This window comes from Streptomyces sp. NPDC059169 (genome assembly GCF_042755225.1).
In the GTDB taxonomy this organism is placed as follows: Bacteria; Actinomycetota; Actinomycetes; order Streptomycetales; family Streptomycetaceae; genus Streptomyces.
On the sequence record NZ_JBHZCF010000010.1, the window covers coordinates 1 to 25928 of the forward strand.

Genomic DNA, 25928 nt, shown 5'->3' on the forward strand with positions numbered 1-25928 from the left:
CCGAGCCACGCATCCCGGTGGTCTCCAACGTGACCGGCACCCTCGCCACACCGCAGGAGCTGATGTCCCCCGACTACTGGGTGCGCCACGTCCGCGAAGCAGTGCGCTTCGCCGACGGTGTGCGGTGGTTGGAGCAGCAGGGTGTGACCAGGTTCCTGGAGATCGGGCCGGACGGCACCCTGACCGCCATGGCACAGGGCTGCCTCGACAGCGATCGGACGCTCGTCCCCGCCCTCCGCAAGGACCGTCCCGAGACGCTCGGGATCACGGCCGCGGTCGGCGCCCTCCACACCTCGGGCGCCGGCATCGACTGGCCTGCGTTGTTTCCCGGAGCTCGCCGCGTCGACCTGCCGACCTACGCCTTCCAGCGGAAGCGCTACTGGTGGGACGCCGTGGCCACGGCCGGGGATCTCGACGCCGTGGGACTGCGTGCGGCCGGTCACCCGCTGCTCGGTGCAGCGGTCACCGTGGCCGGTGCGGAGTCCGTGGTCTTCACGGGGCGGCTGTCCCTGGCCACCCATGCCTGGCTCGCCGACCATGCGGTGCTGGGCAGGGTGATCCTGCCGGCGACCGCGTACCTCGACCTGGCCGTCAGCGCGGGTGACCGGACCGGGTGCGATCACCTCGCCGAACTCACCCTGGAGGCGCCACTGGTCCTTCCGGAGCACGGCGCGGTCCAACTGCAGGTCGCGGTGAGCGCACCCGACGACGCCGGTTGCCGGTCGTTCACCGTGCACTCCCGGCCCGTGGAAGAGGACGACGCCGCGCCGTGGGCCCGGCACGCCCAGGGCACCTTGACCACCACGCCGCCGAACGGGGTGGAAATGCCCGGAAGTTGGCCGCCCGAGGGCGCCGAGCCGGTCGGCACGGGGGAGTGGTACGAAGCCTTCGCCGAGAACGGGTTCGCCTATGGGCCCGCGTTCCGGGGGCTCGGGCGGGTCTGGCGGCGCGGCGAGGAGCTGTACGCCGAGGCCGCCCTGCCCGAACCGTACCGCGCCGACGCCGCACGGTTCACGCTGCACCCCGCGCTCCTCGATGCGGCCGTGCAGACGCTGCTCGTCGACGGGCGGGACGCCGGTGAGGTGGGGGACGGCGGTGCGGTGGACAGTGCGCCTATGCTGCCGTTCGCCTGGAGCGGGGTGACGTTCCACGCCGAGGGGGCCGATGCGCTGCGGGTCCGTCTGGCGCCCGCCGAGGGCCGGGCGGATGCCTTCTCGGTGCTGGTCACGGACGTCTCCGGGCGGCCCGTCGTCACCGCCGACGCGCTCACCCTGCGCAGGGTGATTCCCGAGCAGATGTCCGCCACCCCCCACCCCGGGCCGGATGCACCGATGCGCATCGACTGGGTGGCCGCCGCTCCCCCGCCCGCACGTTCGGCCGCCGCACGGTGGGTCGTGCTCGGCAGCCCGGTCGGCGTCACGAGCGGCGGATCCGCGGACGCCGGGATCACGGAGGCGCTGGACGGCGCGGGCGTGCACACCGAGTCGTACGCCGACCTCGATGCGCTGGCGGCCGCGGTGGGTACGGGGATGACGATGCCCGACACCGTGCTGTTGGTGTGCGCCCCGGAAGCCGGTGAGGCCGTCCCGGACGTCCGGGGGGTGCTCGCCACCACCCTCGCCACCTGCCGCCAGTGGCTTGCCGAAGAGCGGTTCGCCGGATCCCGGTTGGTGCTCGTCACCCGGGGTGCCGTCGCCGCCACGCCCGGGGAGGACGTCAGCGACCTCGCGGGCGCGGCGTTGTGCGGTCTGGTCCGTTCCGCGCAGCGGGAACACCCCGGGCGGTTGTGGCTGCTCGACATCGACCACAGCGAGGCTTCCCGCGGCGCACTCGCCGACGCCGTGGCCGCGGCCCTTCCGCAGGCGGTGCTGCGGACCGGTGAGCTGCGGTTGCCGCACCTCGCCCGCGTCGAGCCTCCACGGGTCCCCACGTCCCCGTTCGATCAGGAGGGGACGGTGCTGGTCACCGGTGCCACCGGTGCGCTCGGACGGCTCCTGGTGCGTCATCTGGTCGTCCGGCACGGCGTGCGGCACCTCCTGCTGGCGAGCCGCCGCGGGCCCGTGGCCGACGGTGTGGCGCAGCTCTGTGCGGAGCTGGCCTCGGAGGGAGCGGAAGCCTCCGTGGTCGCCTGCGATGTCGCCGAGCGCGCGGATGTGACGGCGCTCCTCGAAGCGGTCCCGGCAGACCACCCGCTGACCGCCGTCGTGCACCTCGCGGGCGTCGTCGACGACGGTGTGCTGACCGCCCTCGACGAGGAGCGGATCGACCGGACGCTGCGGCCCAAGGCCGACGCCGCATGGCTGCTCCATGAATTGACGGCTGATCAGGACCTGTCGGCGTTTGTGCTCTTCTCCTCCGCGGCCGGCGCCTTCGGCTCGGCGGGGCAGGCCAACTACGCAGCTGCCAACGCTTTCCTGGACGGTCTGGCAGCACACCGGGCGGCCCATGGGCTGCCGGCCGCATCCCTGGCGTGGGGTCTGTGGGCCGCGGAAGGCGGGATGACCACCGGGCTCGCCGAGACCGACCGGATGCGGATGGCCCGCGGCGGGATGCGACCGCTCTCCGCCGACGACGGGCTCGCGCTGTTCGACGCCGCACTGGCGACGGGCGATCCCGCCCTGGTCACCGTGGGGTTGGGCAGGGGCGGACAGGCGGCACTGCTGGGCGGCGCCGCTCCCGGCCGGCCCCGGCGCACGGTCTCCGCGTCCGCGACGGACAAGGACGATCTGTTCGCACGTCTCACGGCCGCCGGACCCGACGGACGGGACCCGCTGCTGGTGGATCTCGTCCGGCGTCAGGTCGCTTCCGTCCTCGGCCACGGATCGCCCGAGGACGTCGAACCGGACCGCGAATTCACCGAGTTGGGCTTCGACTCACTGACGGCCGTGGAGCTGCGCAACCAGCTCGGCACCGTTACCGGCCTGCGCCTCCCGCCCACCCTCGTGTTCGACGTCGCGACCCCCCAGGAGCTCGCCGCCCGGTTGGGCGAGGAACTGGCCGCGGGCGACGTCCCGCAGTCCCGGGCCACGGGGTCCGACGACGGGCCGTCCGCGACGGCGCGGGCGCAGGACGGCCTTGGCGCCCTCTTCCGGGGAGCCTGCGAATCGGGACGGGTGGAAGAGGGGTTCGCGCTGCTGCAGGCCGCCGCCCGGCTACGGCCGACGTTCGACGCGCCGCAGGACGCCGGGGCCCAGTGCACTCCCGTACGCCTCGCGCGTGGCGGCGCCACCCAGGACACGGCCGAGCCGGCACTGATCTGCTTCAGCTCGTACGTGGCGCTCGCCGGGGTGCACCAGTACGCCAGGTTCGCCTCCGCCTACCGGGGCACACGCGACGTCTGGGCGCTGCCCACCCCGGGCTTCGGCAGGGACGAGCACCTGCCCGCCGATTTCGACGCGGTCGTACGGCTGCAGGCCGAGGCGGTGCTGCGGTGCGCGGACGGCGGCCCGTTCGTGCTGCTCGGCTCGTCGTCCGGCGGCATCCTGGCGCTCGCCGTGGCGCACCACCTGGAGAAGGCGGGGACACCGCCCGTCGGGGTGGCGCTGCTGGACACCTATCTGCCGCGCGAGGACTCGCCCTTCACCCGGTTCGCCGGAGAGATGATCGGCGGAATGTTCGACCGCGAGTCCCTGTTCGCGCACATGGACGCCGACCGGCTCACGGCGATGAGCTGGTACATCCACGTCGTCGGCGCCTGGTCACCGGACCGGCTGGCCTGCCCGGTGCTGTTGGTGCGCTCCAGCGAGCCACCGGTGAGCGCCGGGCAGGGGGCGCCTCTCGCACCGGAGGAGTGGCAGGCATCCTGGGACGGTGCGGACACCGTGACCGAGGTGCCGGGCAACCACTTCACGATGATGGAGGACCACGCGGCCTCCACCGCCAAGACCGTCGCCGCCTGGACGGAGGCCCTACCGGGACCGCAGCGGAACACGCAGCGATGAGCGGCGCACAGCTGCCTGCGACAGTCGTACGGACGCCCGGGGCGCACGGCCCCGGGCGATTGTCTGGGCGATTCACCAGATCCGGCCGGTGACCGTCGGCGGTGTGCCGCACAGCCGACACCATGGTCACAGGCCCACACGATGAGGCCGCGGGCCACGAAACGAGGGAGACACAATGAAGATCACGGTTGACCGGGACCGGTGTGTCGGCGCCGGGATGTGCGCCATGACCGCCGGCGAGGTCTTCGAACAGCACGAGGACGACGGACGCGTCGTGCTGCGGATGGCCGAGCCGCCCGAGCAGTGGGCGGACGAGGTGGAAGAGGCGGAGCAGCTGTGTCCGTCGCGGGCCATCAGGGTGGATCCCGCGGCTTCCTGATCGGTGCGGCGAGGGAGGTCACGGCGACTTCACGCGCGCCGGACCACCAGCGGCAGCCGCTCGGCGCCGAAGACGTTGCTGCCGTGGAACGACAGCGGGGAGCTGGCGTCCACCCGCGCGGTGCGGAAGCGGTCCAACATCAGCTCCAGCACGACGCGGCTCTCCAGCCGGGCGAGCGGAGCCCCGATGCAGTAGTGGATGCCGTGACCGAACGCCGTCTGCCGGGAGTTGGACCGCTCCGGCACGAAGGCCGCGGGATCGTCGAAGACCTGTTCGTCATGGTTGGCGGAGAGCAGCCACAGGTGGATGAGGGTGTTCGGCTCGATGACCTCCCCGGCGATCTCCACCTGACGGGTCGGTACCCGTTCGACGCGGGTGAACGGCGGGCGGCAGCGCAGTGTCTCCTCGATCACCGCGGGCACCCCGGACCGGTCCGCGCGCAGTGCCGCCCAGCGCTCCGGCGCGCTGTCCAGGCACAGCAGGACGTTGCCGAGCAGCACCGAGGTCGTGATGTGGCCCGCCAGCAGCAGCAGCGTGGCGAAGCTGACGATCTCGTCGTCGGAGAGCCGCTGCCCGTCGACCTCCGCCTGGACCAGGGTGCCGATCAAGTCGTCGTGCGGGGTGCGCCGGCGGGCATCGACGAACTCCTGCAAGTACGCCGAGATTTCCTCGCCGGTCACTTCCATCCGCCGAACGCTCTCCGGGTCCGCCGCATCCGTGGCCAGCAACTGCTCGCCCCACGCCTGGAACTTGTCCTGGTCGCAGAGCGGCACCCCCAGCATCGTGGCGATCACCATCACCGGCAGCGGATTGGCCACCGCGTCGACCAGATCGAACCGGTCACCGTCGACCGCGTCGAGCAACTGTTCTGTGAGAGTGGTGATCTGCGGGGTCAGTTCGGAGATCAGCCGGCTGGTGAACGCCCGGCTGACCAGGCGGCGCAGCTTGCCGTGCTGCGGCGGATCGAGCAGCAGGAGGACTCCGCTGGGAGTCTCGCCGCCGCTGAGTCGCCCCACCGTGTCGGAGGAGTACAACCCGGGATCCGCCATGATGCGCACCACGTCCGCATGCCTGAAGACGTGGGCATTCCCCGACTCGTCCCGCCAGACCGGGCTTTCGTTGCGCATCCGGCGCATCCAGGCCAGCAGAGTCGCCCCGCCGTCCGGCTCCACCGTCGGAGGCTGAACCACCTCCGGGCCGGGTGCCCACTGCGGATGCGGCACGTTCGGGAGGACGTTCGACATGTTCTGCGGCACCGCTGATTCCCCTTTCGCGCCGGCCCGGTCGCATACCCGCAGCACGCGCCCTGCCGTCGAAACCACTCTTCACAGATAGGACCGAAGCTCAGCACGGCAACGCGGCACCGGAAAGGAACGCGGCGAAGTTCTAGGGATTTCCGAAGCCTCGGACCGGGCAGTGAGGAGGCGCGTGCCCGACGGCCACCGACGGGGCGCGGACCGGCCCACCGTGGGCGCGCGGGAAACGGCAGCGGGCCGGGCCGCCATTGTCTGGAGGAATCCCCAGACCCTGGCGGCGCGGTACCGCAGGCCACTGTCGCAGACCACAGGATGAGCATCGACACCGTCCACGCTCTGGCCGTGCATGCGGGCCTGGCGGTCATGTCGAGGCCACCCAAACTGTGCGCGATCGAGAGGGGACCCCCATGCGCGTGCTGTTCGCCGGACTGTCCGAGAAGTCGCACCTGTATTCCATGGTGCCGCTGGCTTGGGCGTTGACCGCGGCAGGACACGACGTGCGCATGGCGAACTCCCCGGCACTCACCGACATCGTCACCGGCACCGGCCTGGTCGCCGCCCCCGTCGGTCGTGACCACGAACTCCACCAGGCCATGAAGCTGGCCCCCGAATCCCAGGACCAGGACGTCGCCAACTGGAGCAGGCTGGGACCGGAGGAAGTGGACTGGCCGGCCCTCCGCAGCCGCTACGAGATCAGCGTCCCCTACGGCTTCGCGCTCTACAACGAGCCGGTCATCGAGGAGATGACCGCCCTGGCGAAGAGCTGGCGGCCGCACCTGGTCATCCGCGACCCGCTCTGCTATGCAGGAGCCCTGGCCGCCCGCGCCTGCGACGCCGTCCACGTGCGGTTGCTGTGGTGCGCCGACGTGTACGGCAGGGCGCGGCAGACCTACCTCAGCCTGATGGGCCAGGCCCCGCCAGAGGAACGGGTGGACCCGCTTGCCGACTGGCTCGACGAGCGGGGCGCTCCCTTCGGCGTCTCCTGCGACGAAGAGCTGATCAACGGCGAGTACACCCTCGACACCCTGCCGCCGAGCCTGCGTCCGCCCACCACGCTGCGGTCACTGTCCATGCGCTACGTCCCGTACAACGGGGACGCGGTGTGGTGGCCGTGGCTGCGCGAGGCACCCAAGCGGACGAGAGTCTGCGTGACCCTCGGAACCAGCAACACCGAAGCGTACGGCGGCGACTTCGTCTCCGTTCCCGACATCCTCGGAGCGTTGGCCGCGCTCGACATCGAGGTTGTCGCCGCGCTCCTGCCGCAGCAGCGGGCGGAGCTCGTCCACGTCCCCGCCAACGTGCGCGCCGTCGACGGCGTGGCGCTGCACACCCTGCTGCCCAGCTGCTCGGCCGTCATCCACCACGGCGGTTGGGGAACCTACGCCACCGCCCTGATCAACGCGGTACCGCAACTCGCCCTCTCCACCAACGTCGCCGACCAGGAGTGGCGGGGCCGGTCCCTGGCGCGCGCCGGCGCGGGGATCTTCGCCCACCACAGCGAGGTCACCCCCGACCTGGTACTCCGTCACACCCTGCAGATCCTCGACGACCCTGGCTTCGCCACCGCCGCACAGCGACTGCGCGACGAGTCCGATGCGATGCCCAGTCCGCGCGACATGGTCGCCACACTGGAGCAACTGGTCGCGGACCGATGACCGGGCCGCGTCGGCCGGCGACCGACAGGCCCTTCCCCTGACACCACTCGCCCCTGGATGGAAACCGTGAAGGCTCTTGTGCTCTCGGGAGGCGCTGGTACGCGCCTGCGGCCCATAACCCACACCTCCGCCAAACAACTCGTCCCGGTCGCCAACAAGCCGATCCTCTTCTACGTGCTGGAGGCCATCGCCGAGACCGGCATCATCGACGTCGGTGTGATCGTCGGCGACACCGGGCCGGAGATCCGCGCGGCGGTCGGCGACGGCTCGCAGTTCGGCCTGCAGGTGACCTACATTCCGCAGAGCGCCCCGCTCGGCCTCGCGCACGCCGTCGTCATCGCCCGCGACTTCCTGGCCGACGACGACTTCCTGATGTACCTGGGCGACAACTTCATCTCCGGCGGCATCACCGATCTCGTCGAGGGTTTCCGCAAGGAGCGCCCCGACGCGCAGCTCGTGCTCAGCCGGGTCCCCGACCCCACCGCCTTCGGGGTGGCGGAACTGGACGCCACGGGCCGGGTCACGGGCCTGGAGGAGAAGCCGCAGCACCCCAAGAGCGATCTCGCACTGGTCGGCGTCTACCTCTTCACCCCCGCGGTGCACGAGGCGGTGCGGGCCATCCGGCCGTCCGCGCGCGGCGAACTGGAAATCACCGACGCGGTGCAGTGGATGGTCGAGGCGGGACAGGACGTCCGCTCCGGTGAGCTGTCCGGCTACTGGCGGGACACCGGCAGCGTCGTCGACATGCTCGAGGTCAACCGCATGCTGCTGGAGAGCCAGGACCGATGCATCGAGGGGTCCGTGGACAGTGCGAGCGAGGTCCTCGGTCGGGTGCGCATCGGCCCCGGCGCCACGGTCCGCGGGTCACGCATCGTCGGGCCGGCCGTGATCGGTGCCGGCACCGTCGTCACCGACTCCTACATCGGCCCGTCCACCTCCATCGCGGAGGACTGCCGCATCCACGACAGCGAACTGGCCTCCTCGATCGTGCTACGCGGTTCGTCGTTCGAGAGCGTGCGCCGGGTCGAAGCCTCACTGGTCGGACGCAACGCCGAGGTGGCGCTCGCCCCACAGCGTCCGGTGGCTCACCGGCTGGTCATCGGCGACCACGCGAAGGTCCACATCCAGTCCTGACGCCGCCCGCGAGGCCGCCCGACAGATCCCACCCGCACCGAACAACGGAAGGGGGTAGGCGCTCCACGCCTGGCTCCCAGGCCCCGCGCCACAACCTCGATGAGCCCCACGAGAATCCTGGTGACCGGCGGCGCCGGCTTCATCGGTTCGCACTTCGTCCGTACGCTCCTGGGACCCTTCGGGCCTGGCGACATCCAGATCACCGTGCTCGACAGCCTCACCTATGCGGCGAGCATGGCCAACCTCGATGAGGTCCGCCACCTCGACAGCTTCCGCTTCTCGCCCGGCGACATCTGTGACGAAGCGCTGGTCGGCGATCTGATCGCCGCCCACGACCAGGTCGTCCACTTCGCGGCCGAGTCGCACGTCGACCGCTCCATACTCAGTTCTGCCGAGTTCGTGCGCACCAACGTCCTGGGCACCCAGGTCCTGCTCGACGCCGCGCTCCGGCACGGACTGCAGACCTTCGTCCACGTCTCGACCGACGAGGTCTACGGCTCGATCGCCACGGGGGCCTGCTCGGAGACCCAGCCGGTCAACCCCAACTCGCCGTACGCCGCCTCCAAGGCCTCCAGCGATCTGATCGCCCTCGCCTACCACCGCACCCACGGCCTCGACGTACGGGTCACGCGCTGTTCCAACAACTACGGGCACCGCCAGTTCCCGGAGAAGGTCATCCCGCTGTTCGTCACCAATCTCCTGGACGGCAAGAAGGTCCCGCTGTACGGCGACGGCCTGCACGTCCGCGACTGGCTGCACATCGACGACCACGTCCAGGGCATCGAACTGGTCCGCACCGGCGGTCGGCCCGGCGAGGTCTACAACATCGGCGGCGGCACCGAGCTGAGCAACAGGGAACTGACCGATCTGCTGTTGGCCACCTGCGGGGCGTCGCCCGACATGATCGAGTACGTCGACGACCGCAAGGGTCACGACCGGCGCTACTCGGTCGACTGGCGGAAGATCCAGGACGAGCTGGGCTACAAGCCGGGCAAGGACTTCGCCGAAGGCTTGGCCGAAGCGGTCGCCTGGTACCGCGACCACCGCGACTGGTGGGAGCCGCTCAAGCAGCGCGCCACGCGGCTCGCCGGGACGCGCTGATGGCCCGCAGTGAAACGCCGCGAACGGACCGGGACCCGGACGTCCCGGTACGCCGGGTGGTCGTACTGGGCGCGAGCGGATTCATCGGCCGACAGGTGTCCGCCGCGGTCCGGGCGGCCGGCGGCGAGCCGCTGCACGTGGCCCGCCGCCCCTTCGGCACCGGCGCCGCGCACTGCGTGCCGCTCGACCTGGTCGGCGACGGACCGTACGCCCTCAGTCGTCTCCTCGACACCGAGCGACCCGATGCTGTGGTCAATGCCGCCGGAGCCGTGTGGTCCCGCGCGCAGGAGACCATGCGCCAGGCCAACCACACCCTGGTCGAAACGGTGCTGGCGGCGATCGCCGCGGCCTCCTGGCGCCCTCGCCTGGTCCACCTCGGGTCGGTGTTCGAGTACGCCCCGCCCCCACCCGGGACGGCCCTGGACGAGCAGGCACCGACCCGGCCGACCACGCCGTACGGACAGTCGAAACTACGGGGCACCCAGGCGGTCCTGGCGGCGTCCGGGGAGGGGCGGGCGGATGCGGTGGTGCTGCGGCTGTCGAACGTGATCGGGGCCGGCACCTCACCGAGCAGCCTGCTCGGACAGGTGGCCGCCCAACTGCGTGCCGCGGACGCCGGGCAGGAGGCGGTGGTGCGGGTCAGTCCGCTGCGGGCGAGCCGCGACTTCGTGGACGTCCGGGACACCGCGGACGCCGTTCTGGCCGCGGCATCGCTGCCCGTCGACGGGCAGGTCATCAACGTCGGGCGCGGCGAGGCGGTACCGGTGCGCACGATGGTGGAGCGGCTCATCGAGGCCAGCGGGAGACCCGCCCGGATCGTCGAGGGAGCCGGGGCGGGCGTGCGGACCCATACCGGCCTGGACTGGATGCAGGTGGCGACCGACACCGCCCAACGGTTGCTCGGCTGGTCGGCACGCCACAGCCTCGACAGCTCGGCCCGGGAACTGTGGCGGGAGGCCTGCGCCCAGCCCGTCTCCCTCGGGGTCTCGTCGCCGGCGCAGCATTAGCAGAAACCCTAGGCATCCGTCGCTACGGTGGCAGCAGGGGCTCGGCTGATGTCGAAGGCTCCTGGTCCCGCTCCGGTAGAGCAGCGAGCAGAGGTGTGGAAGTGTCAGGGTCCCGAGTGGTATCCCAGAGGCATGTTGCCGTCTTCGTCTTCGCCGACTTCGGGCACGTCAACCCGACGCTCGGCCTGACCCGTGAACTCGTCGCGCGCGGCCACCGGGTGACCTACGTCGTCGACCACCGCTACACCGAACTGGTCGAGCGGGCCGGCGCCCGGGCAGTGGGGTACGCCTCCCGGCGTGGTGCGTTCGGCAAGGTGCCCGACCCGAGCGCCGCCCGCTTGGCCGCCGAGGGCTACCAGCTGTTGGTCGAGACGATGGACACGGTCTGTCCGCTCGCCGTGGCCGCCCTCGCATCCGACGTACCCGACGTCGTGCTCTACGACTTCGAGTCGTTCGCGGCCGCCCGGATGGCCGCACACCTCCTGGGCTGCACCACCACCGTGCAGCTGAGCCCCAGCCACGCGTCGAACGAGACGTTCTCCATGCGGGCCCAGATGCTCGACCCCGAGGACCCCTCGATGCGCGAGGGAGGCGAGGCGTTGATGCGCTTCACCAGTGACCACGGCCTCGCCCCAGAGGAACTGGGCCGCTTCCTCGCCGAATGGGACGACCGCAACGTGGTGTTCCAGCCACGTGAGTTCCAGATCGAGGGCGGGAGCTTCGACGACCGCTTCGCGTTCGTCGGCCCCTCGGTCGTCGAGGACGGCGCCGCCGTTCCGTGGGCGCCGCCCGGCGACGACCGACGGCTGGCACTGGTCTCGCTCGGCACCGAGTCCAACCGGCAGCGCGACTTCTTCCGCACCTGTCTGGACGCCTTCGACGGGGACGACTGGCACGTGGTGATGACCCTGGGCCGAGGCAGGGACATCGCCGGGCTCGGGCCCGTGCCGCCGTACGTGGAGGTCCACGAGTGGCTGCCGCACCCCGTGGTTCTGCCGCACGCCGATCTGTTGGTCTGCCACGCGGGCATGGGCAGCGTCATGGAAGCGCTGTACTTCGGCACACCGCTGATCGCCGTTCCGCAGACCTTCGAGCTCGCCCTGACCGCACGGCGTTTGGCCGAACTCAAGCTGGGCCGGTGGATCGACCGGGACCAGCTGACGTCGCAGACCCTCGCCGCGGCAGTTCGGGAGATCGTGACCGACCCCGGGACACCGGAGCGGATGGCGCGGATGCGTGCGCACGTCCGCGGGGCCGGGGGCGCGGTGCGGGCCGCCGACCTGCTGGAGCAGTGGGCCGACGAGCTGACCCCGTCCGTCTCCGGGGCCTGAATCGTCCGGGCCGACCCGCCCGCGCCCGGACCGCGGGCGCCCGGCACGTTCCTGAGCGTGTCGGGCGCCCGTCGGCCGCCGGGCCCGTCAGGTGCGGCGGGTGACGAACTCGGTGACGCTGCGGATGCTGTGGTCGATCATCTCGTCGCTCAGCCCGGGGAAGACCCCGATCCAGAAGGTCCGTTCGGCCATGATGTCACTGTTCGTCAGCGGCCCGCTCACCCGGAACGGGCTGTTCAGGTAGGCCGGGTGGCGGGTGAGATTGCCTGCGAAGAAGCGCCGGGTGGCCACTCGGCGCGACTCCAGGTGGTCGATGAGCTCCGCCGTCGAGAACGGCGCGCTGTCCAGCACCGTGAGCACGAAGCCGAACCAGCTCGGGTCGCTGTCCGGGGTGGGCTCGGGCAGCAGCAGATGCGGCAGTCCGTCCAGCCCCGCGCGCAGCCGCGCCCAGTTGTGCCGCCGGGCGGTACCGAATTCCCCTATCTTGCCGAACTGGTTGAGCCCGAGCGAGGCCTGCAGGTCCGTCGACTTCAGGTTGTAGCCGATGTGGGAGAAGATGTACTTGTGGTCGTAGCCCTTCGGCAGGGTGCCCATCTGCTGCTCGAACCGCTTGAAGCACCGGTTGTCCTCACCGGGCTCACACCAGCAGTCCCGCCCCCAATCCCGCAGTGACTCCACGATGCGGGCGAGCACCATGTTGTCGGTCAGCACACAGCCGCCCTCGCCCATGGTGATGTGGTGGGCCGGGTAGAAGCTCTCCGTGGCCAGATCCCCGAACGTCCCCGTCAGTCGGTCCCGGTAGGTGCTGCCGAGGGCGTCGCAGTTGTCCTCGATGAGGAACAGCCCGCGGTCGGCGGCGATCCCGGCGACCTCCTCGACGGCGAAGGGGTTGCCGAGCGCATGGGCGATCATGATGGCCCGGGTGCGCGGACCGATGGCCTCCGCGATCCGCTCCGGCGAGGCGTTGTACGTGCCGAGCTCCACATCGATGAAGACCGGTACCAGGCCGTTCTGCAGGATCGGATTGACCGTCGTGGGGAAACCCGCCGCCACGGTCACGACCTCGTCGCCGGGCAGCAGCCGCAAGTCCTCAAGCTGGTGTGAAGTCAGCGCACTGAGCGCCAGCAGGTTGGCCGAGGAACCCGAGTTGGTCAGGTGCGCCTTGCGCAGCCCGAAGTACCGGGCCAGCGCCCGCTCGAACCGGCGGGAACTGGTGCCGGCCGCGATCCGCAGATCCAGGGCCGCCTCGACGAGGGCGACCCGGTCCTCCTCGTCGAGGACAGCGCCGGACGCCGCCACCGGCGTCACCCCGGGCACAAACTCGGCCGCGACATCGTCCTGGTGGTACTTGCGTACCTGATCCAGAATGTCGCTCTTGCTGTACCCCATCGGCTGCCGCCTCCTGTGAGTGTCCTGCGGGTGATCGTCGCGTTGCCGCGGGGGGTGCGATCCGCGGGTCGCGGCGCTGAGTACGACAGGCCGACGGCGTGTCACGGCCACGCGGTACACCGGTTCCCGTCACCGGTCGGCTGATCGGGGTCATCAGCTCAGCACGCCGGGACCGGGCGGTGCCAGTAGGGTCGGCGAAGTCTAGGGAGTGCCATAGAGGGTGTGCCGCGCGGCACCACCGGACCCGCGGGCGGGGCGGACACTAGGGAATGTCCCACATCGCCGCTGACCATACTGGGGCCGGACGGGGGGACGGCGCTTTCTCCACGGTCGGAGCGACGGAATGTGTTCTCCCTCCCGAAAGCGCACGACGTTCCGTCGAGACCTTTCGCGAGGCGGTCTCGGCAGAGCGGACGGGACGATCCCGGCGCCCGGCGCCAGGTGCCCGGGCCGCCCGGACGGCCTGCGCCTGCCCGGGGCCAAGGACCTGTTTCCGAAGTGGTGGGAGCGCGAAAGACGTGAGTGCAAAGATGCGCACCGAACTGATCCGACCGGTGCACGAGTTGCTCACCGAGCACGCCGTCCGGTTCGCCGGCAAGACCGCCTTCTCCGACGCTCGGCGCAGCGTGACCTACGCTGAGCTCGACCGTCGCACCGCACGGCTGGCCGGCCACCTGGCGGATCTGGGCCTGGACCGCGGCGGCCGGGCGGCCGTCTACCTGGGCAACTGCGTGGAGATGGTGGAGAGCTGCCTCGCTGCCTCCCGGGCGAGTGCCGTCGGTGTGCCGCTCAACCCCCAGTCCTCCGACGCCGAGCTGGCGCACCTGCTCGACGACAGCGACGTCCAAGTGATCATCGCTGGTCCGGCCCAGGCCGAACAGGTGCTGCGGATGCTGCCGCAGCGCCCCGCCCTGCGCGTCGTGGTCACCGGTGACGGTCCCAACCCCGAGGGCACCTCGCACTACGAGGCCCTCGCCGGCACCGAACCGGTCACCCCGGCGCGCGACGACCTCGGCCTGGACGAACCGGCCTGGATGCTCTACACCTCCGGAACCACCGGCCGTCCCAAGGGCGTGCTGTCGACCCAGCGCCGGTCCCTGTGGGCCACGGCGTCGTGCACCGCACCGATACTGGGTCTGTCCGCCGGCGACAGGGTGCTCTGGCCGCTGCCGCTGTTCCACTGCGTGTCGCACAACGTGTGCCTGCTGGGAGTCGTGGCCGTCGGCGCCACGGCGCACCTCATGCAGGGCCTGGCGGCCGACGAGGTCCTGGACGCCCTGCGGGCCGAGCGCAGTACCTTCCTCGTCGGCGTGCCGACGCTCTTCCACCACATGGTCGAGGCAGCCCGCGACGGCAGCTTCGCCGCGCCCGAGCTGCGGCTGTGCATGGTGGCCGGATCCGCCTGCCCCGTCCGGCTGCACCACGCCTTCCAGGAGACCTTCGGGATCTCCCTGTTGGCCAGCTACGGCAGCACCGAGACCGGCGGCGCCATCACCACGAACCTCCCCGACGGGCCGCAGGTCGAGGGCTCCTGCGGGCTGCCCCTGCCCGGGCTCGACCTACGGCTGACCGATGCGCGCACCGGGGACGAGGTCGGCACCGGCGAGGAGGGGGAGGTGTGGGTCAACAGCCCCGCCCTGATGCTCGGTTACCACCGCCAGCCCGAGGCAACGGCCGATGTGGTGACCGAGGGGTGGTACCGCACCGGTGACCTCGGACGCCTCGACGACGCCGGCTACCTGACCCTGACCGGCCGGGTCAAGGAACTCATCATCCGCGGCGGTGAGAACATCCACCCGCGCGAGGTCGAAGAGGTCCTCCAGCAGGTCCCCGGGGTCGCGGAGGCCGCTGTCGCGGGCACCCCGCACGAGGTGCTCGGCGAGGTCCCCGTCGCCTACCTCGTTCCGGGCCCCGAGGGGATCGACCCCGACCTCGTCCTCGCCACCTGCCAGGAGCAACTGTCCGCCTACAAGGTGCCCGACGCGCTGCACGAGATTGCCGCCGTCCCCCGCACCCCGGCCGGGAAGATCGCCCGGGGGGAACTGACCCGACTGCCGGCCCGGCTGCTGGCGGTCAACCCGCTGGCGCAGCTGCGCACCGAGGCGCTCTCCCCGACGCACAGCTCGGCCGAAAGGGCTGCCGGACTGCTGACGCGTCGGCTGAACGGCCCCCAGGGCAGCCGCGCTCTGCTGACCATGGTGCGCTCGGCCGTCGCCGACGTACTCGGCCTCGGCGCGGTGGACGACGTCGCGCCGGACAAGGCGTTCAAGGAGTTGGGCTTCACCTCGGTGGCCGCGGTCCAGCTGCGCGACCGGCTGCGGTCCCTCACCGGCAAACGGCTGTCGGCCGCCATCGCCTTCGACTACCCCACCCCCGCCGCGCTCGCCGGGCACCTGCATGCCGAGCTGTTGGACGAACCGGAGGAGGACGTCGCGCCGACCCCACCGCGTGCGGATCCGGACGAACCGGTCGCGATCATCGCGATGGGGTGCCGCTACCCGGGCGGCAGCGACTCCCCGGAAGCCCTGTGGCGGCTGGTGGCCGAGGGGGCGGACGCCGTCGGTCCGCTGCCGGAGGACCGCGGCTGGGACCTGGAACGGCTCCTCGGCAGGGACCCCGCCGCCGGCGGCCGTTCGGACGCCCACGAAGGGGCGTTCCTGCCCGAAGCGGACCGCTTCGACGCCGCGTTCTTCGGCATCTCCCCGCGCGAAGCGCTGGCGATGGACCCGCAGCAGCGGCTGCTGCTGGAGACGGCGTGGGAAACGTTCGAACGTGCGGGCATCGATGTGGCGTGCCTGAAGGGCAGCCGCACCGGGGTGTTCGCGGGTGTCATGCACGGCGGCTACGGCCCCGGCGCGCACGACCGGTCGGCGCAGGACCTGGAGGGGCACCTCGGCAACGGCAGTGCCATCAGCATCGCCTCGGGGCGGATCGCCTACAGCTTCGGCCTGGAGGGCCCCGCCCTCACCGTCGACACGGCGTGTTCGTCCTCGCTGGTGGCGATCCATCTGGCCGCCCAGTCGCTCCGACAGGGGGAGTGCTCCCTGGCCCTGGCCGGCGGGGTGACGGTGATGACGGCGCCGACCGCCCTGGTCGAATTCAGCCGGCAGGGCGCGCTGTCCGCCGACGGCCGCTGCAAGGCGTACTCCTCGTCGGCCGACGGAACCGGGTTCTCCGAGGGCGCGGGCCTGGTTCTGCTGGAGCGACTGTCGGACGCCCGCCGGCTGGGACACCCGGTGCTGGCCGTGGTGCGGGGCAGCGCGGTGAACCAGGACGGCGCGAGCAACGGCCTGACGGCGCCCAGCGGACCGGCCCAACAGCGGGTGATCCGACAGGCGTTGGACCGTGCCGGTCTGTCCCCCGACGAGGTGGACGCGGTCGAGGGCCACGGCACGGGCACCACCCTGGGTGATCCGATAGAAGTGCAGGCCCTGATGGCGACCTACGGACAGGGGCGGGCACCTCAGCGGCCGCTGTGGCTGGGCTCTCTGAAGTCGAACATCGGCCACACCCAGGCGGCGGCCGGGGTGGCCGGCGTGATCAAGATGGTGCAGGCCATCGGGCAGGGCGTACTGCCGCAGTCCTTGCACATCGACGAACCGTCCCTCCACGTGGACTGGTCCGCCGGAGCGGTGCGGCCGTTGACCGAGCCGGTCAGCTGGCCGGCGACCGGCCGGCCCCGGCGCGCCGCGGTCTCCTCGTTCGGAGCCAGCGGCACCAATGCGCATCTCATCCTGGAGCAGGCGCCTGAGACCCCCGTGGCGGGCGGCTCGACGGCGGAGCCCGTCACGGCGCCCGGCGTTCTGCCCTGGGTGATCTCCGGCCGCGGGCCTCAGGGACTGGCCGGACAAGGCGCCCGGCTGCGGGAGTTCATCCACGTCGGAGCGGACGTCGTGGACGAGGCGGGAATAGGTCTGGGGCTGCTCGGCCGCAGCGCCCTGGACCACCGGGCCGTGGTCGTCGGCAGCGGCGCGGGACTGCCGGCGGGACTGGAGGCGCTCGCACGGGGCGAGGCCGCCGCCGGTGTGGTGCGGGGAACCGCACGCCCGGGCGGCACCGTCTTCGTGTTCCCCGGCCAGGGCTCCCAATGGGTGGGCATGGCACGGGAGCTGTCGGCAGCCTCGGAGGTCTTCCGCAACCGGCTGGACGAGTGCGAAGAGGCATTGTCGGCCTACGTGGACTGGTCGTTGGCGGAGGTACTGGAGGGTGCCGAGGGCGCTCCGGGGCTGGAGCGGGCGGACGTGGTGCAGCCGGTGCTGTTCGCCGTCATGGTCTCTCTGGCGGAGCTGTGGTGCTCGTTCGGCGTGCGGCCCGACGCGGTGGTGGGACACTCCCAGGGCGAAATCGCGGCGGCCTGCGTGGCGGGGGCCCTGAGCCTGGACGACGCGGCACGGGTCGTCGCCCTGCGCAGCCAAGCGATCGTCCGGGTTGCCGGATCCGGTGGGATGGCGTCGGTGGGCATGCCCGCGGACGACGTACAGGCCCACCTGGAACGCTGGCACGGTCAGGTCGGCGTCGCCGCGGTGAACGGTCCCTCATCCACGGTGATCTCCGGTTATGCGGAGGCGCTGGAGGAGGCGATGGCACTGATGGAGGGCGAAGGCGCGCGGGTGCGCCGGGTCCCGGTCGACTTCGCCGGACACTCGGTGCAGACCGAGCAGTTGGAAACGGCATTGCTGGAGTTGCTCGCGCCGGTGTCACCACGGTCGTGTGAGGTGGCGTTCTACTCGTCGATGACCGGCGGAAGGATCGACGGACCGGAACTGACCGCGGCCTACTGGTACCGCAATCTCCGGCAGACCGTGGACTTCGAGGCCGCGACCCGCGTCCTGCTGGCCGACGGGTACGAGATCTTCGTGGAGGCGAGTGCCCACCCCGTGCTGGCGGTCGGCCTGCAGGAGACCTTCCAGTCCACCGGGTCCGCCGCGGTGGCCGTGCCGTCCCTGCGCGCCGACGACGGCGGTTGGGACCGCTTCCTGATGTCGCTGGGCGAGGCGTGGGTGCACGGAGCACCGGTGGACTGGCGGCCGGCGTTTCCCGCCGCCGCGACGGCTCGCACCGACCTGCCGACCTATGCGTTCCAGCGGGACAGGTTCTGGCTGTCGCCTCCCGACGGCGCGGGCGATGCCTCCGCCCTGGGACTGGCCGAGGCGGAGCACCCGCTGCTGGGCGCTGCCGTCGAACTGCCCGAAACCGGGATCCTGCTCTTCACCGGCCGGCTGTCGGCCCGCACCCACGACTGGCTCACCGACCACCGCGTGGCCGGCAGCGCCGTGGTGCCCGGCCCGGCCTTCGTCGAGCTAGCACTGCGCGCCGGCGACGAGGCGGGTTGCGATCGGCTGGCAGAGCTGTCCCTGCACGCACCGCTGGTGGTTCCCGCGCGGGACGCCGTTCAGCTCAGGGTCACCGTCGGCGCCCCGGACGAGAAGGGCCACCGGTCCGTCGCCGTCCACTCGCGACGTGCCGACGTGGGCACCGGCAGGCCGTGGACCTGCCACGCCACCGGCACCCTGGCACCGGACGGGGTCACGCCCGCCTGGGACCTGGAGGTGTGGCCACCGGCGGGGGCGACCGCCGTCGCGACGGACGAGGTGTTCGCCGCCCTGGCCGACGCCGGTTACCAGCACGGCCCCGCCTTCCGGTGCCTGACGGCCGTGTGGCGGCGCGGAGACGACCTCTTCGCCGAGGTCACCGTGCCCGAGGACCGCGCGACACAGGCCGCGGCGTTCGGTTTGCATCCCGCCCTGCTGGACTCCGCACTGCATCCCGTATGGGCGGGTCTCGCCGACGACGGTCAGCAGGCGCGGCAGCCCGCACGGTGGCGGGGCGTGACCCTGCACGCCGCAGGCGCCGAGGTGCTGCGGGTCCGTATCACCCGCACGGAGTCCGATGGCCTGGCGATCGCCGCTGCCGACGCGACCGGTCGGCCCGTGCTGAGCGTCGACGCCCTCGATACCCGACCGGTGTCCGCCCGCACTGTCGGGGGCGCCGCCGCGGCTCAGCAGGACGGCCTGTTCCAGGTGGAGTGGACCGAGGTACCGGTCGCGTCGGTCGCCGCGGACACCCCGTCGGCCTGGGCCGTCGTCGGCGAGGACCCGCTGCGTGCGCGGTCCGGACTCATGGGCGCCGGACAGTACGCCGAGGCCTACCCCGATCTGGACGCCCTCGCCAAGGAGATCGAGGGCGGCGCTGCCGCACCGGACTGCGTGGTGATGACCGTCGCCCCCGCAACGGACCGGAACACCGCGGACCACAACCCCGCGGACCTGGCCCGCATCGTCCACCAACGCACCCGGCAGGCGCTGGCCTGGACCCAGACCTGGCTGACCAGCCCCGCCTTCGTCTCCTCGAAGCTGATCCTGCTGACCCGTGGTGCGGTGGCCGCCTGGGACGACACTCCGGAACCGGACCTGACGACGGCTGCCGTCTGGGGGCTGATCCGGTCCGCACAGACCGAGAACCCCGGCCGCTTCACCCTCGTCGACACCGACGCCGGTAAGCCCGCGTGGCGCGCCCTGCTCAAGGTCGCCGGCGCCGAGGTGCCGCAGCTCGCCCTGCGTAAACGCGCTTTGCGGATACCGCAGTTGGCCCGGCTCGCCGCCCCCGCCCAGAGCGCACCGCTGCTCGCCGCTCCGGGCGGCACCGTCCTCGTCACCGGCGGCACCGGCTTGCTCGGTGCCACGCTCGCCCGCCACCTCGTCACCCGACACGGTGTACGGGATCTCCTGCTCACCAGCCGCCGGGGCCCTGCTGCCCCCGGCGCGGCCGCACTCGAGGCCGAACTCACCGCCCTGGGTGCCCGGGTGACCATCGCCGCCTGCGACACGGCCGATCGTGAGGCGCTCGCCGGGCTGCTGGCGACGGTGCCCGACGACCGCCCGCTCAAGGCCGTCGTGCACACCGCGGTGGTGACGGATGACGGAATCGTGCTGTCCCTGACCCCGGAGCGGCTGGACGCCGTACTGCGGCCCAAGGTCGACGCCGCGCTCGCCCTGCACGACGCGACGAAGGGCCTCGACCTCGCCGCGTTCGTCGTCTTCTCCTCCGTGGCGGGGATCCTGGGCGGCGCCGGCCAGGGCAACTACGCAGCGGCCAACGTCTTCCTCGATGCCCTCGCCCGGCACCGCCACGCCCAGGGCCTCCCGGCAGCCTCCCTTGCCTGGGGCCTGTGGGCCGGCCGGGACCTCACGACGTCCGGCACCTCCCGGCTGCCGGTGCACCCGCTCCCAGTCGCCGAGGGTCTGGAGCTGTTCGACGCGCTCTGCGGGCTTGATCACGCCAACCCGGTCGCGGCGCGTCTGGACACCGCGGAACTCCGCCGCCAGGCCGCGTCCGGGGGCTTGCCGCCGACGCTGCGTTCCCTGGTGCACAAGCAGTCCCGGCCGGCCGCGCGGAACGCGCCCGCGGAAGCCTCCGAGCTCAAGCACCGCCTCGCCGCGATGACCGACGCCGAACGGGACGCGACCCTCCTCGACCTCGTGCTACGACTGGTGGCCGCGGGACTGGGGCACGCTTCCCCCGACGCGATCGGCACGCAGCAGGAATTCAAGGACCTCGGCTTCGACTCCCTGACGGCGCTGACCGTCCGCAACGAGTTGAACGCGGCGACGAAGCTCTCCCTGCCGCCCGCGGTGGTATTCGACTTCCCCGACCCCGGCGCCCTGGCCCAGCACCTCAAGCGAGAGCTTCTCGAATGCTGATCGGGCCCGCCAGCACGTACAGAGGAGAATGTTCATGAAGGTGGAAGACGTCTACATCGACTCGCTGGGAGCTTTCCTTCCGGAATGGGCGAGCGCGGAGCAGGCGGTCGCCGACGGCATCCTGGACGCAGAGATCCCGAAGAGCAACGGACTCACCGGCGCCCACGTCGGCGGGGACATTCCGGCGATGGACATGGCGGTGTCCGCTGCCCGTACGGCCCTTGAACGTTCGAAGCTGGACATCGAGACGATCAGCTTCCACATCCATAGCTCCGTCAACTACCAGGGCCCCGTGGGTGCTTATCCACCGGGCTACATCATGCGTGAACTGGCTCTCGAAAACGTCCCCGCGCAGTACGTCCAGCAGGGTTGCAACGGCATGCTGGGGGCGCTGGAGGTGGCCATCGGCCAGATGACCGGCGCAGCGGAGGCCGAGGCCGTCCTGCTGACCTCGGGCGAGAACTTCACCGCCCCGGGAGCCGACCGCTGGAACGACGGTTTCGGCCAGTCCTACTTCTTCTCCGACGGAGGCATGGCGGTCCTGCTCAGCGCCGACGAGGGATTCGCCCAGGTACGCTCCCTCAACGCGGGTGTGCTGCACGCACTGGAGAAGTGGCACCGCGGCAACGGACCGCTGTTGGAGCGCGACGTGCGGGTCCCCACGATGCCGGAGCGGGCCGAGCAGTTCAACGAAACCGAAATGCCGCTGTCCGAGGCCCTCGAGAAGATCACGCTGTTCAACCTCGACATCATTCACCGGTCGCTTGTCGACGCTGATCTGAACGCATCCGACCTCGCCAAGGTCATACCCATCAACATGGATGGCCGCATGGTCGAATTCGGCACCATGATGCCGCTCGGCTTGCCCATGTCGCGCTCCAGCTGGGACTACGGGAAGTCGGTCGGGCACGTGGGTGGGGCCGATGTCTTCATTTCGCTGGAGCACCTGGTGCGCACCGGCGAAGTGACAGCGGGAGACAACGTCCTGCTGGTGTCCCAGGGGCCCGGGTGGATCTGCACGGCGAGCGTCGTGACCATCCTGGATCTGCCCCCGTGGTCCGTCTGACGCCGCTTCACGCGGCCTGGGACCTGACCGGTCAGCCGGTGCACCGTGGGCGTGCTCCGGGATCGGTGAACACGTCATGGGACGAGGCGGTCACGGCAAGGGCGAAGTGCCCCGCCATGACCGCCTCATCGCACGGCGCACAGGTGCCCGGCGGCTCGTGCGACTCTGCCGAACCCCGCACGTCGTCCCGGCGTGGGGGGGGGCGCGGCCTGTGGACGACGCGGGGCCGGTCGGCCGCGAGGGCAGTCGCCCTACGCCCCGGCCTTGCGGAAGATCCGGGCGCCGAGGAACACCGCGACCGCGGCGAGTACCGCCGCCACCAGGGCGCCCCGGAGCATGGCGGTGCTGTCGTACTGACCGAGGAACGCGGCCCGGACCGCCTCCACCAAGTAGCGCAGCGGGACGAATTTCGACACTATGTCGAGCCACCGGGGCGCGAGTGCCATCGGCAGCAGGATGCCGGAGAGCAGCATGACCGGCAGGTTGATGGTGTTGACCACCGGGGCGAACTCCTCCGGGGAGTTCAGCCGCATGGCCAGCGCATAGGACAGCGAGGCCAGTGCCACCGTGAGTACGGCGACGAAGAGAAAGCCGATGAGGACGCCGAGCACCGGGGCGCGCAGCCCCATCGCCATCCCTGCGAGAACCAGCAGCAGTGACTGGGCCATCATCTGCACCACGTCGCGCAGTACCCGGCCCATGAGGAGCGCCAGCCGGCTGACCGGGGTGACCTGCATCCGTTCGATCACACCGTGCTGTTTCTCGATGAGGATGCCGATGCCGGCGAAGGCGGCGCTGAACATGCCGAGTTGTACCAGCAGCCCCGGCACCAGCGTCTGCCAGGCGTCACCGCCGGTACCCAGCTGAACGTGCGTCAGCAGAGGGCCGAAGAAGAACAGCACGAGCAGCGGCATGAGGACGCCCACCACCAGGCCGATCTTTGCACGCAGGGTCTGCCGCAGATAGCGGCCGAGGATCAGGCGGGTGTCGGCGGCCAGGTCGGCCAAGCCGGAACTCCGCCTGGCCGCATGACGTCGGGTCGGTACGGCCGCGGGCTCGGACGCGGTCGGCACAGGCGCGGCGGGGGACGAGTGCGGCAAGTCAACCTCCGTGGGGAGCGTCCGGTCAGACGGCGACTGGAGCTTCGGGAGCGGGAGTGTGGTGGCCTGTGATGGCGAGGAATGCCTCGCGCAGGCTGGCCGTCTCGGAGCCGGCGTACCGCAGTTTCAGCTCCTGCGGGGTGCCCTCGGCGGCGACCAGGCCGTCGTCGACGACGACGAGCCGGTCGGAGAGGGCGTCCGCCTCGTCGAGGTAGTGCGTGGTGAGGAAGACCGTGGTGCCCTCGGCGCGGATGCGGTGCACAAGGTCCCACACGTCGGAGCGGCTGCCGGGGTCGAGTCCGGTCGTCGGCTCGTCGAGGAAGAGCAGCTCGGGCCGGTGGGTCAGGCCCAGGGCGATGTCGAGGCGGCGGCGCTGGCCTCCGGAGAGCGCGCGCGTGGGCCGGTCGAGGAGGTCGGCCAGGTCGAGGTCCTCGGCGAGTTCCTGTGCACGGTTCTTGGCCCGGGCTTTGCCGAGGCGGTACATCCGGCCCTGGGTGACCAGTTCCTCGCGCACGCTGACGGCAGGGTCGACCCCGCTGACCTGGGCGACGTAGCCGATGCACCGGCGTACCCCGGCCGGGTCGCTCGCCAGGTCGTGCCCGGCGACGGTGGCACTACCCCCGGTGGGGGGCAGCAGTGTGGTGAGCATGCGCATCGTGGTGGTCTTGCCGGCGCCGTTGGGGCCGAGGAATCCCAGGATCTCCCCGGGAGCCACGGTGAGGTCGATGCCGCGCACCGCTTCGACCGGGCCCTTCTTGGTCGTGTACGTGCGGGCGAGCCCCTTGGCGCTGATGATGGGAGCGGTCATGGCGGCCTCCTGCCTCGCGGATGCGAATCTCGTCCGTCGTCCACCGCACTCGAGTGTTTTGCTCGGTTGAGCATATTCTGACATGGTTGAGTAAATCCCATCGGACCCTGTCGTGCCGAGCACGAACTCCCCGGCATATCCCTAGCGTTTGACCCCCTCTCCGGGAGCGTCGCCCAGGAAGGCGTTCAGCTGTGTTGACGGGCCGGGATCGGCTGGTCCGCGCCCACGGTCTCCCACATGGCCCGCATGGACTCCCTGAGGGTGAAGCGGGGGCGCCAGCCGAGGAGGTGTCCGGCGCGCGCGATGTCGACCTGGATCCAGTCGGCGCCCCTGCTGTGCACTTCACCGCGTTGCTCGCGGACCGTCTCCGGGGGCAGCCCGGCGGCCGCGACGAGCTCGTCCACCAACTCCCGTACGCCCCTGGCCCGGCCGGATCCGATGTTGACCAGGGGGTCGGCGCGGGTGATGGAGGCCGCCCGGACCACGGCGTCCACCGCGTCCCGGACATCGACGTAGTCACGCCGGGCGTCCGCGATGGTCAGCTCGATGCCCGTGGCCGCGTCGGCGCCGCGGAGCCGGACCGCCAGCGACCCGAAGAAGCTCTCCAGGGCGGGGTGCGGCCCCAGCGTGTTGGCCACCCGCATGACCACCGCGTCCAGACCGCCGTCCCGGACGGCGTCGAGCACCATCCGTGAGGCGATGAGCTTCGCCTTGGCGTAGGGATGCTCCGGGACGGGCTCCGTGTCCTCGCGCAGTGACGTCCCGAAGGGGGTCGGGCCGTACTCGTGGATGGTGCCGAGGTGGACCAGCCGGGGAGGAGCCGGCAGCCGCTCCAGCGTGCCGAGCAGCCGCTCTACCAACTGCACGTTGGTGTAGTGCAGCTCCTCCCCCCAGCCGAGGGTGGCATTGACCACCACATCGACGCCCTCGCGGGCCAACACCCGGGCGAGCTCGTCGCTGGTGCTCCCCGCGACGTCCAGGGGCAGGAACCGGTGGGCGGCTACCTGCGGCGCGTACCGGCGAGCGATCGCGACGACCTCGTTCCCCTCGGCCGCGAAGGCGGCACACAGATGCCTGCCCACACAACCGGTCGCCCCCAGCACCGCCACACCCATGGGAGCGGAGGGTGGCCTGAACGGTGCCACGGCGACCATCTCCCTACTCACCGGGCCGGACTCCTCCCCGATCTGCGGCCGGCCCGACCGGCAGGCAGTCGGCGTACTGCGGGAGCATGCCCTTGGCCTCGGCCTCCGCCAGACTGGGCGCCACGGTGTCCCGCGCGGACAGTAGGAACTCCACTCCGGGTGGCCACGGCAGCCCGATCGCGGGGTCGAGCGGATCGATCGCGTGCTCCAACTCGGCCTGGTAGGCGCTGCTCACGAGGTAGGACATGATCGTGTCGTCCTCAAGCGCCAGAAAGGCGTGGGCGAGCCCGTCCGGGATGTACACGGCGCGGAATGACTCCGCATCCATCGTGACGACGTCCCACTGACCGAACGTGGGGGAGCCCACCCGGATGTCCACGACGGCGTCCAGTGCCTGACCTCGTGCGCAGTAGACGTATTTGGCCTGGCCGGGGGGAGTGGCCGTGAAGTGCAGGCCGCGCAGTACGCCCCGGGCCGACCGACTGTGGTTCGTCTGTGCCACGGGGAACCGGTGACCGACCGCCGCGAGGAACGCCTCGTCCTGCAACGGGGAGACGAACAGCCCGCGGTGGTCCGAGTGGATGTCGGGCGTGAACTCGAATCCGCCGGCGACTGCGAGCTCTCGGGTACGCATCACGGTCACCTGCCCGTCGCGTCATGTGCGGACGGTGCCGGGGGGCACGTCCGGGGCCGCTGCGGCCGGGTCGGTTCGGTGCGCCTCATGTCACTCACGTTTTCGCGCTCCCACCACGTTCGGAAACTGTTTGTGCCTTGCGCAGACGGGTGCGGCTCGTCGCGGCACCGCGCACGGTCCGTGTGTTCAGGCCGGAGGGACGAGCCTGCCCCGGCTGTGGCTGCCCCAGTATGGGCGGGACCCATGTGGAAGATTCCCTAGTGTGATGTGCGGGGAATCAGC

15 protein-coding genes are annotated in these 25928 nt (G+C 71.3%); 9 read left to right on the forward strand and 6 right to left on the reverse strand.

The window, feature by feature from the left end; all coding sequences use genetic code 11:
* Both ACFXOM_RS19520 and ACFXOM_RS19525 read left to right on the forward strand, forming a co-directional pair.
* The coding region (locus ACFXOM_RS19520) for a type I polyketide synthase (RefSeq protein WP_385038602.1) at positions 1–3941 on the forward strand (3941 nt) is incomplete at its 5' end.
* A gap of 175 nt (positions 3942–4116) precedes the next feature.
* Entirely contained in the window at positions 4117–4320 is a 204-nt protein-coding gene (locus ACFXOM_RS19525; RefSeq protein WP_384942656.1) for a ferredoxin, read from the forward strand.
* Positions 4321–4349: 29 nt separating this feature from the next.
* Here ACFXOM_RS19525 and ACFXOM_RS19530 read toward each other — a convergent pair whose 3' ends face one another.
* Positions 4350–5576, reverse strand: a complete 1227-nt coding sequence (locus tag ACFXOM_RS19530; RefSeq protein WP_384948818.1) for a cytochrome P450 — start codon at positions 5574–5576, stop codon at positions 4350–4352.
* 407 nt (positions 5577–5983) lie between these two features.
* Here ACFXOM_RS19530 and ACFXOM_RS19535 point away from each other — a divergent pair, with 407 nt between their 5' ends.
* The 5 genes from ACFXOM_RS19535 to ACFXOM_RS19555 all read left to right on the forward strand — a co-directional run bounded on the left by ACFXOM_RS19535 (position 5984) and on the right by ACFXOM_RS19555 (position 11804).
* On the forward strand, positions 5984–7231 hold the full coding sequence (locus ACFXOM_RS19535; RefSeq protein WP_384942660.1) for an activator-dependent family glycosyltransferase: 1248 nt from the start codon (positions 5984–5986) through the stop codon (positions 7229–7231).
* 66 nt (positions 7232–7297) lie between these two features.
* Positions 7298–8365: a glucose-1-phosphate thymidylyltransferase gene (locus ACFXOM_RS19540; protein ID WP_384942661.1), complete on the forward strand. Its 1068-nt coding sequence runs from the start codon at positions 7298–7300 to the stop codon at positions 8363–8365.
* A 99-nt stretch (positions 8366–8464) separates the two neighbouring features.
* Positions 8465–9466 carry a dTDP-glucose 4,6-dehydratase gene (rfbB, locus tag ACFXOM_RS19545; protein ID WP_384942663.1) on the forward strand — a complete coding sequence of 334 codons (1002 nt, stop codon included), beginning with the start codon at positions 8465–8467 and terminating at the stop codon, positions 9464–9466.
* Entirely contained in the window at positions 9466–10473 is a 1008-nt protein-coding gene (locus ACFXOM_RS19550; protein ID WP_384942665.1) for an NAD-dependent epimerase/dehydratase family protein, read from the forward strand. The genes rfbB and ACFXOM_RS19550 overlap by 1 nt, the downstream gene beginning before the upstream one ends.
* Before the next feature lie 101 nt (positions 10474–10574).
* A complete protein-coding gene (locus ACFXOM_RS19555; RefSeq protein ID WP_385038605.1) occupies positions 10575–11804 on the forward strand; it encodes a macrolide family glycosyltransferase in 1230 nt (409 codons plus the stop codon).
* Between the two features lie 87 nt (positions 11805–11891).
* Here the strand turns inward: ACFXOM_RS19555 and rfbH are convergent, their stop codons facing one another.
* A complete protein-coding gene (rfbH, locus tag ACFXOM_RS19560) occupies positions 11892–13193 on the reverse strand; it encodes a lipopolysaccharide biosynthesis protein RfbH (protein WP_384942669.1) in 1302 nt (433 codons plus the stop codon).
* Positions 13194–13711: 518 nt separating this feature from the next.
* Here rfbH and ACFXOM_RS19565 point away from each other — a divergent pair.
* The gene (locus ACFXOM_RS19565; RefSeq protein WP_385038608.1) at positions 13712–20893 is read left to right on the forward strand and encodes a type I polyketide synthase; all 7182 of its coding nucleotides are present in this window, start codon (positions 13712–13714) and stop codon (positions 20891–20893) included.
* 34 nt (positions 20894–20927) lie between these two features.
* On the forward strand, positions 20928–21959 hold the full coding sequence (locus ACFXOM_RS19570; RefSeq protein ID WP_384942673.1) for a ketoacyl-ACP synthase III family protein: 1032 nt from the start codon (positions 20928–20930) through the stop codon (positions 21957–21959).
* 251 nt (positions 21960–22210) lie between these two features.
* Here ACFXOM_RS19570 and ACFXOM_RS19575 read toward each other — a convergent pair whose 3' ends face one another.
* From ACFXOM_RS19575 to ACFXOM_RS19590, 4 genes are all read right to left on the reverse strand, one after another.
* A complete protein-coding gene (locus tag ACFXOM_RS19575; protein WP_384942675.1) occupies positions 22211–22966 on the reverse strand; it encodes an ABC transporter permease in 756 nt (251 codons plus the stop codon).
* 118 nt (positions 22967–23084) lie between these two features.
* Positions 23085–23867 carry an ABC transporter ATP-binding protein gene (locus tag ACFXOM_RS19580; protein WP_384942677.1) on the reverse strand — a complete coding sequence of 261 codons (783 nt, stop codon included), beginning with the start codon at positions 23865–23867 and terminating at the stop codon, positions 23085–23087.
* A 185-nt stretch (positions 23868–24052) separates the two neighbouring features.
* Positions 24053–25033 (reverse strand): NAD-dependent epimerase/dehydratase family protein, encoded by a 981-nt coding sequence (locus ACFXOM_RS19585; RefSeq protein ID WP_384942679.1) that lies wholly within the window; start codon positions 25031–25033, stop codon positions 24053–24055.
* Positions 25026–25646: a dTDP-4-dehydrorhamnose 3,5-epimerase family protein gene (locus ACFXOM_RS19590; protein ID WP_384948836.1), complete on the reverse strand. Its 621-nt coding sequence runs from the start codon at positions 25644–25646 to the stop codon at positions 25026–25028. The genes ACFXOM_RS19585 and ACFXOM_RS19590 overlap by 8 nt, the downstream gene beginning before the upstream one ends.
* Positions 25647–25928 lie beyond the last annotated feature (282 nt).

Coding starts and splice junctions, on each gene's coding strand:
- ACFXOM_RS19550 (WP_384942665.1), top strand. CDS start 9,466: ATGGCCCGCAGTGAAACGCCGCGAACGGACCGGGACCCGGACGTCCCG.
- rfbH (WP_384942669.1), bottom strand. CDS start 13,193: ATGGGGTACAGCAAGAGCGACATTCTGGATCAGGTACGCAAGTACCAC.
- ACFXOM_RS19570 (WP_384942673.1), top strand. CDS start 20,928: ATGAAGGTGGAAGACGTCTACATCGACTCGCTGGGAGCTTTCCTTCCG.
- ACFXOM_RS19580 (WP_384942677.1), bottom strand. CDS start 23,867: ATGACCGCTCCCATCATCAGCGCCAAGGGGCTCGCCCGCACGTACACG.
- rfbB (WP_384942663.1), top strand. CDS start 8,465: ATGAGCCCCACGAGAATCCTGGTGACCGGCGGCGCCGGCTTCATCGGT.
- ACFXOM_RS19535 (WP_384942660.1), top strand. CDS start 5,984: ATGCGCGTGCTGTTCGCCGGACTGTCCGAGAAGTCGCACCTGTATTCC.
- ACFXOM_RS19525 (WP_384942656.1), top strand. CDS start 4,117: ATGAAGATCACGGTTGACCGGGACCGGTGTGTCGGCGCCGGGATGTGC.
- ACFXOM_RS19590 (WP_384948836.1), bottom strand. CDS start 25,646: ATGCGTACCCGAGAGCTCGCAGTCGCCGGCGGATTCGAGTTCACGCCC.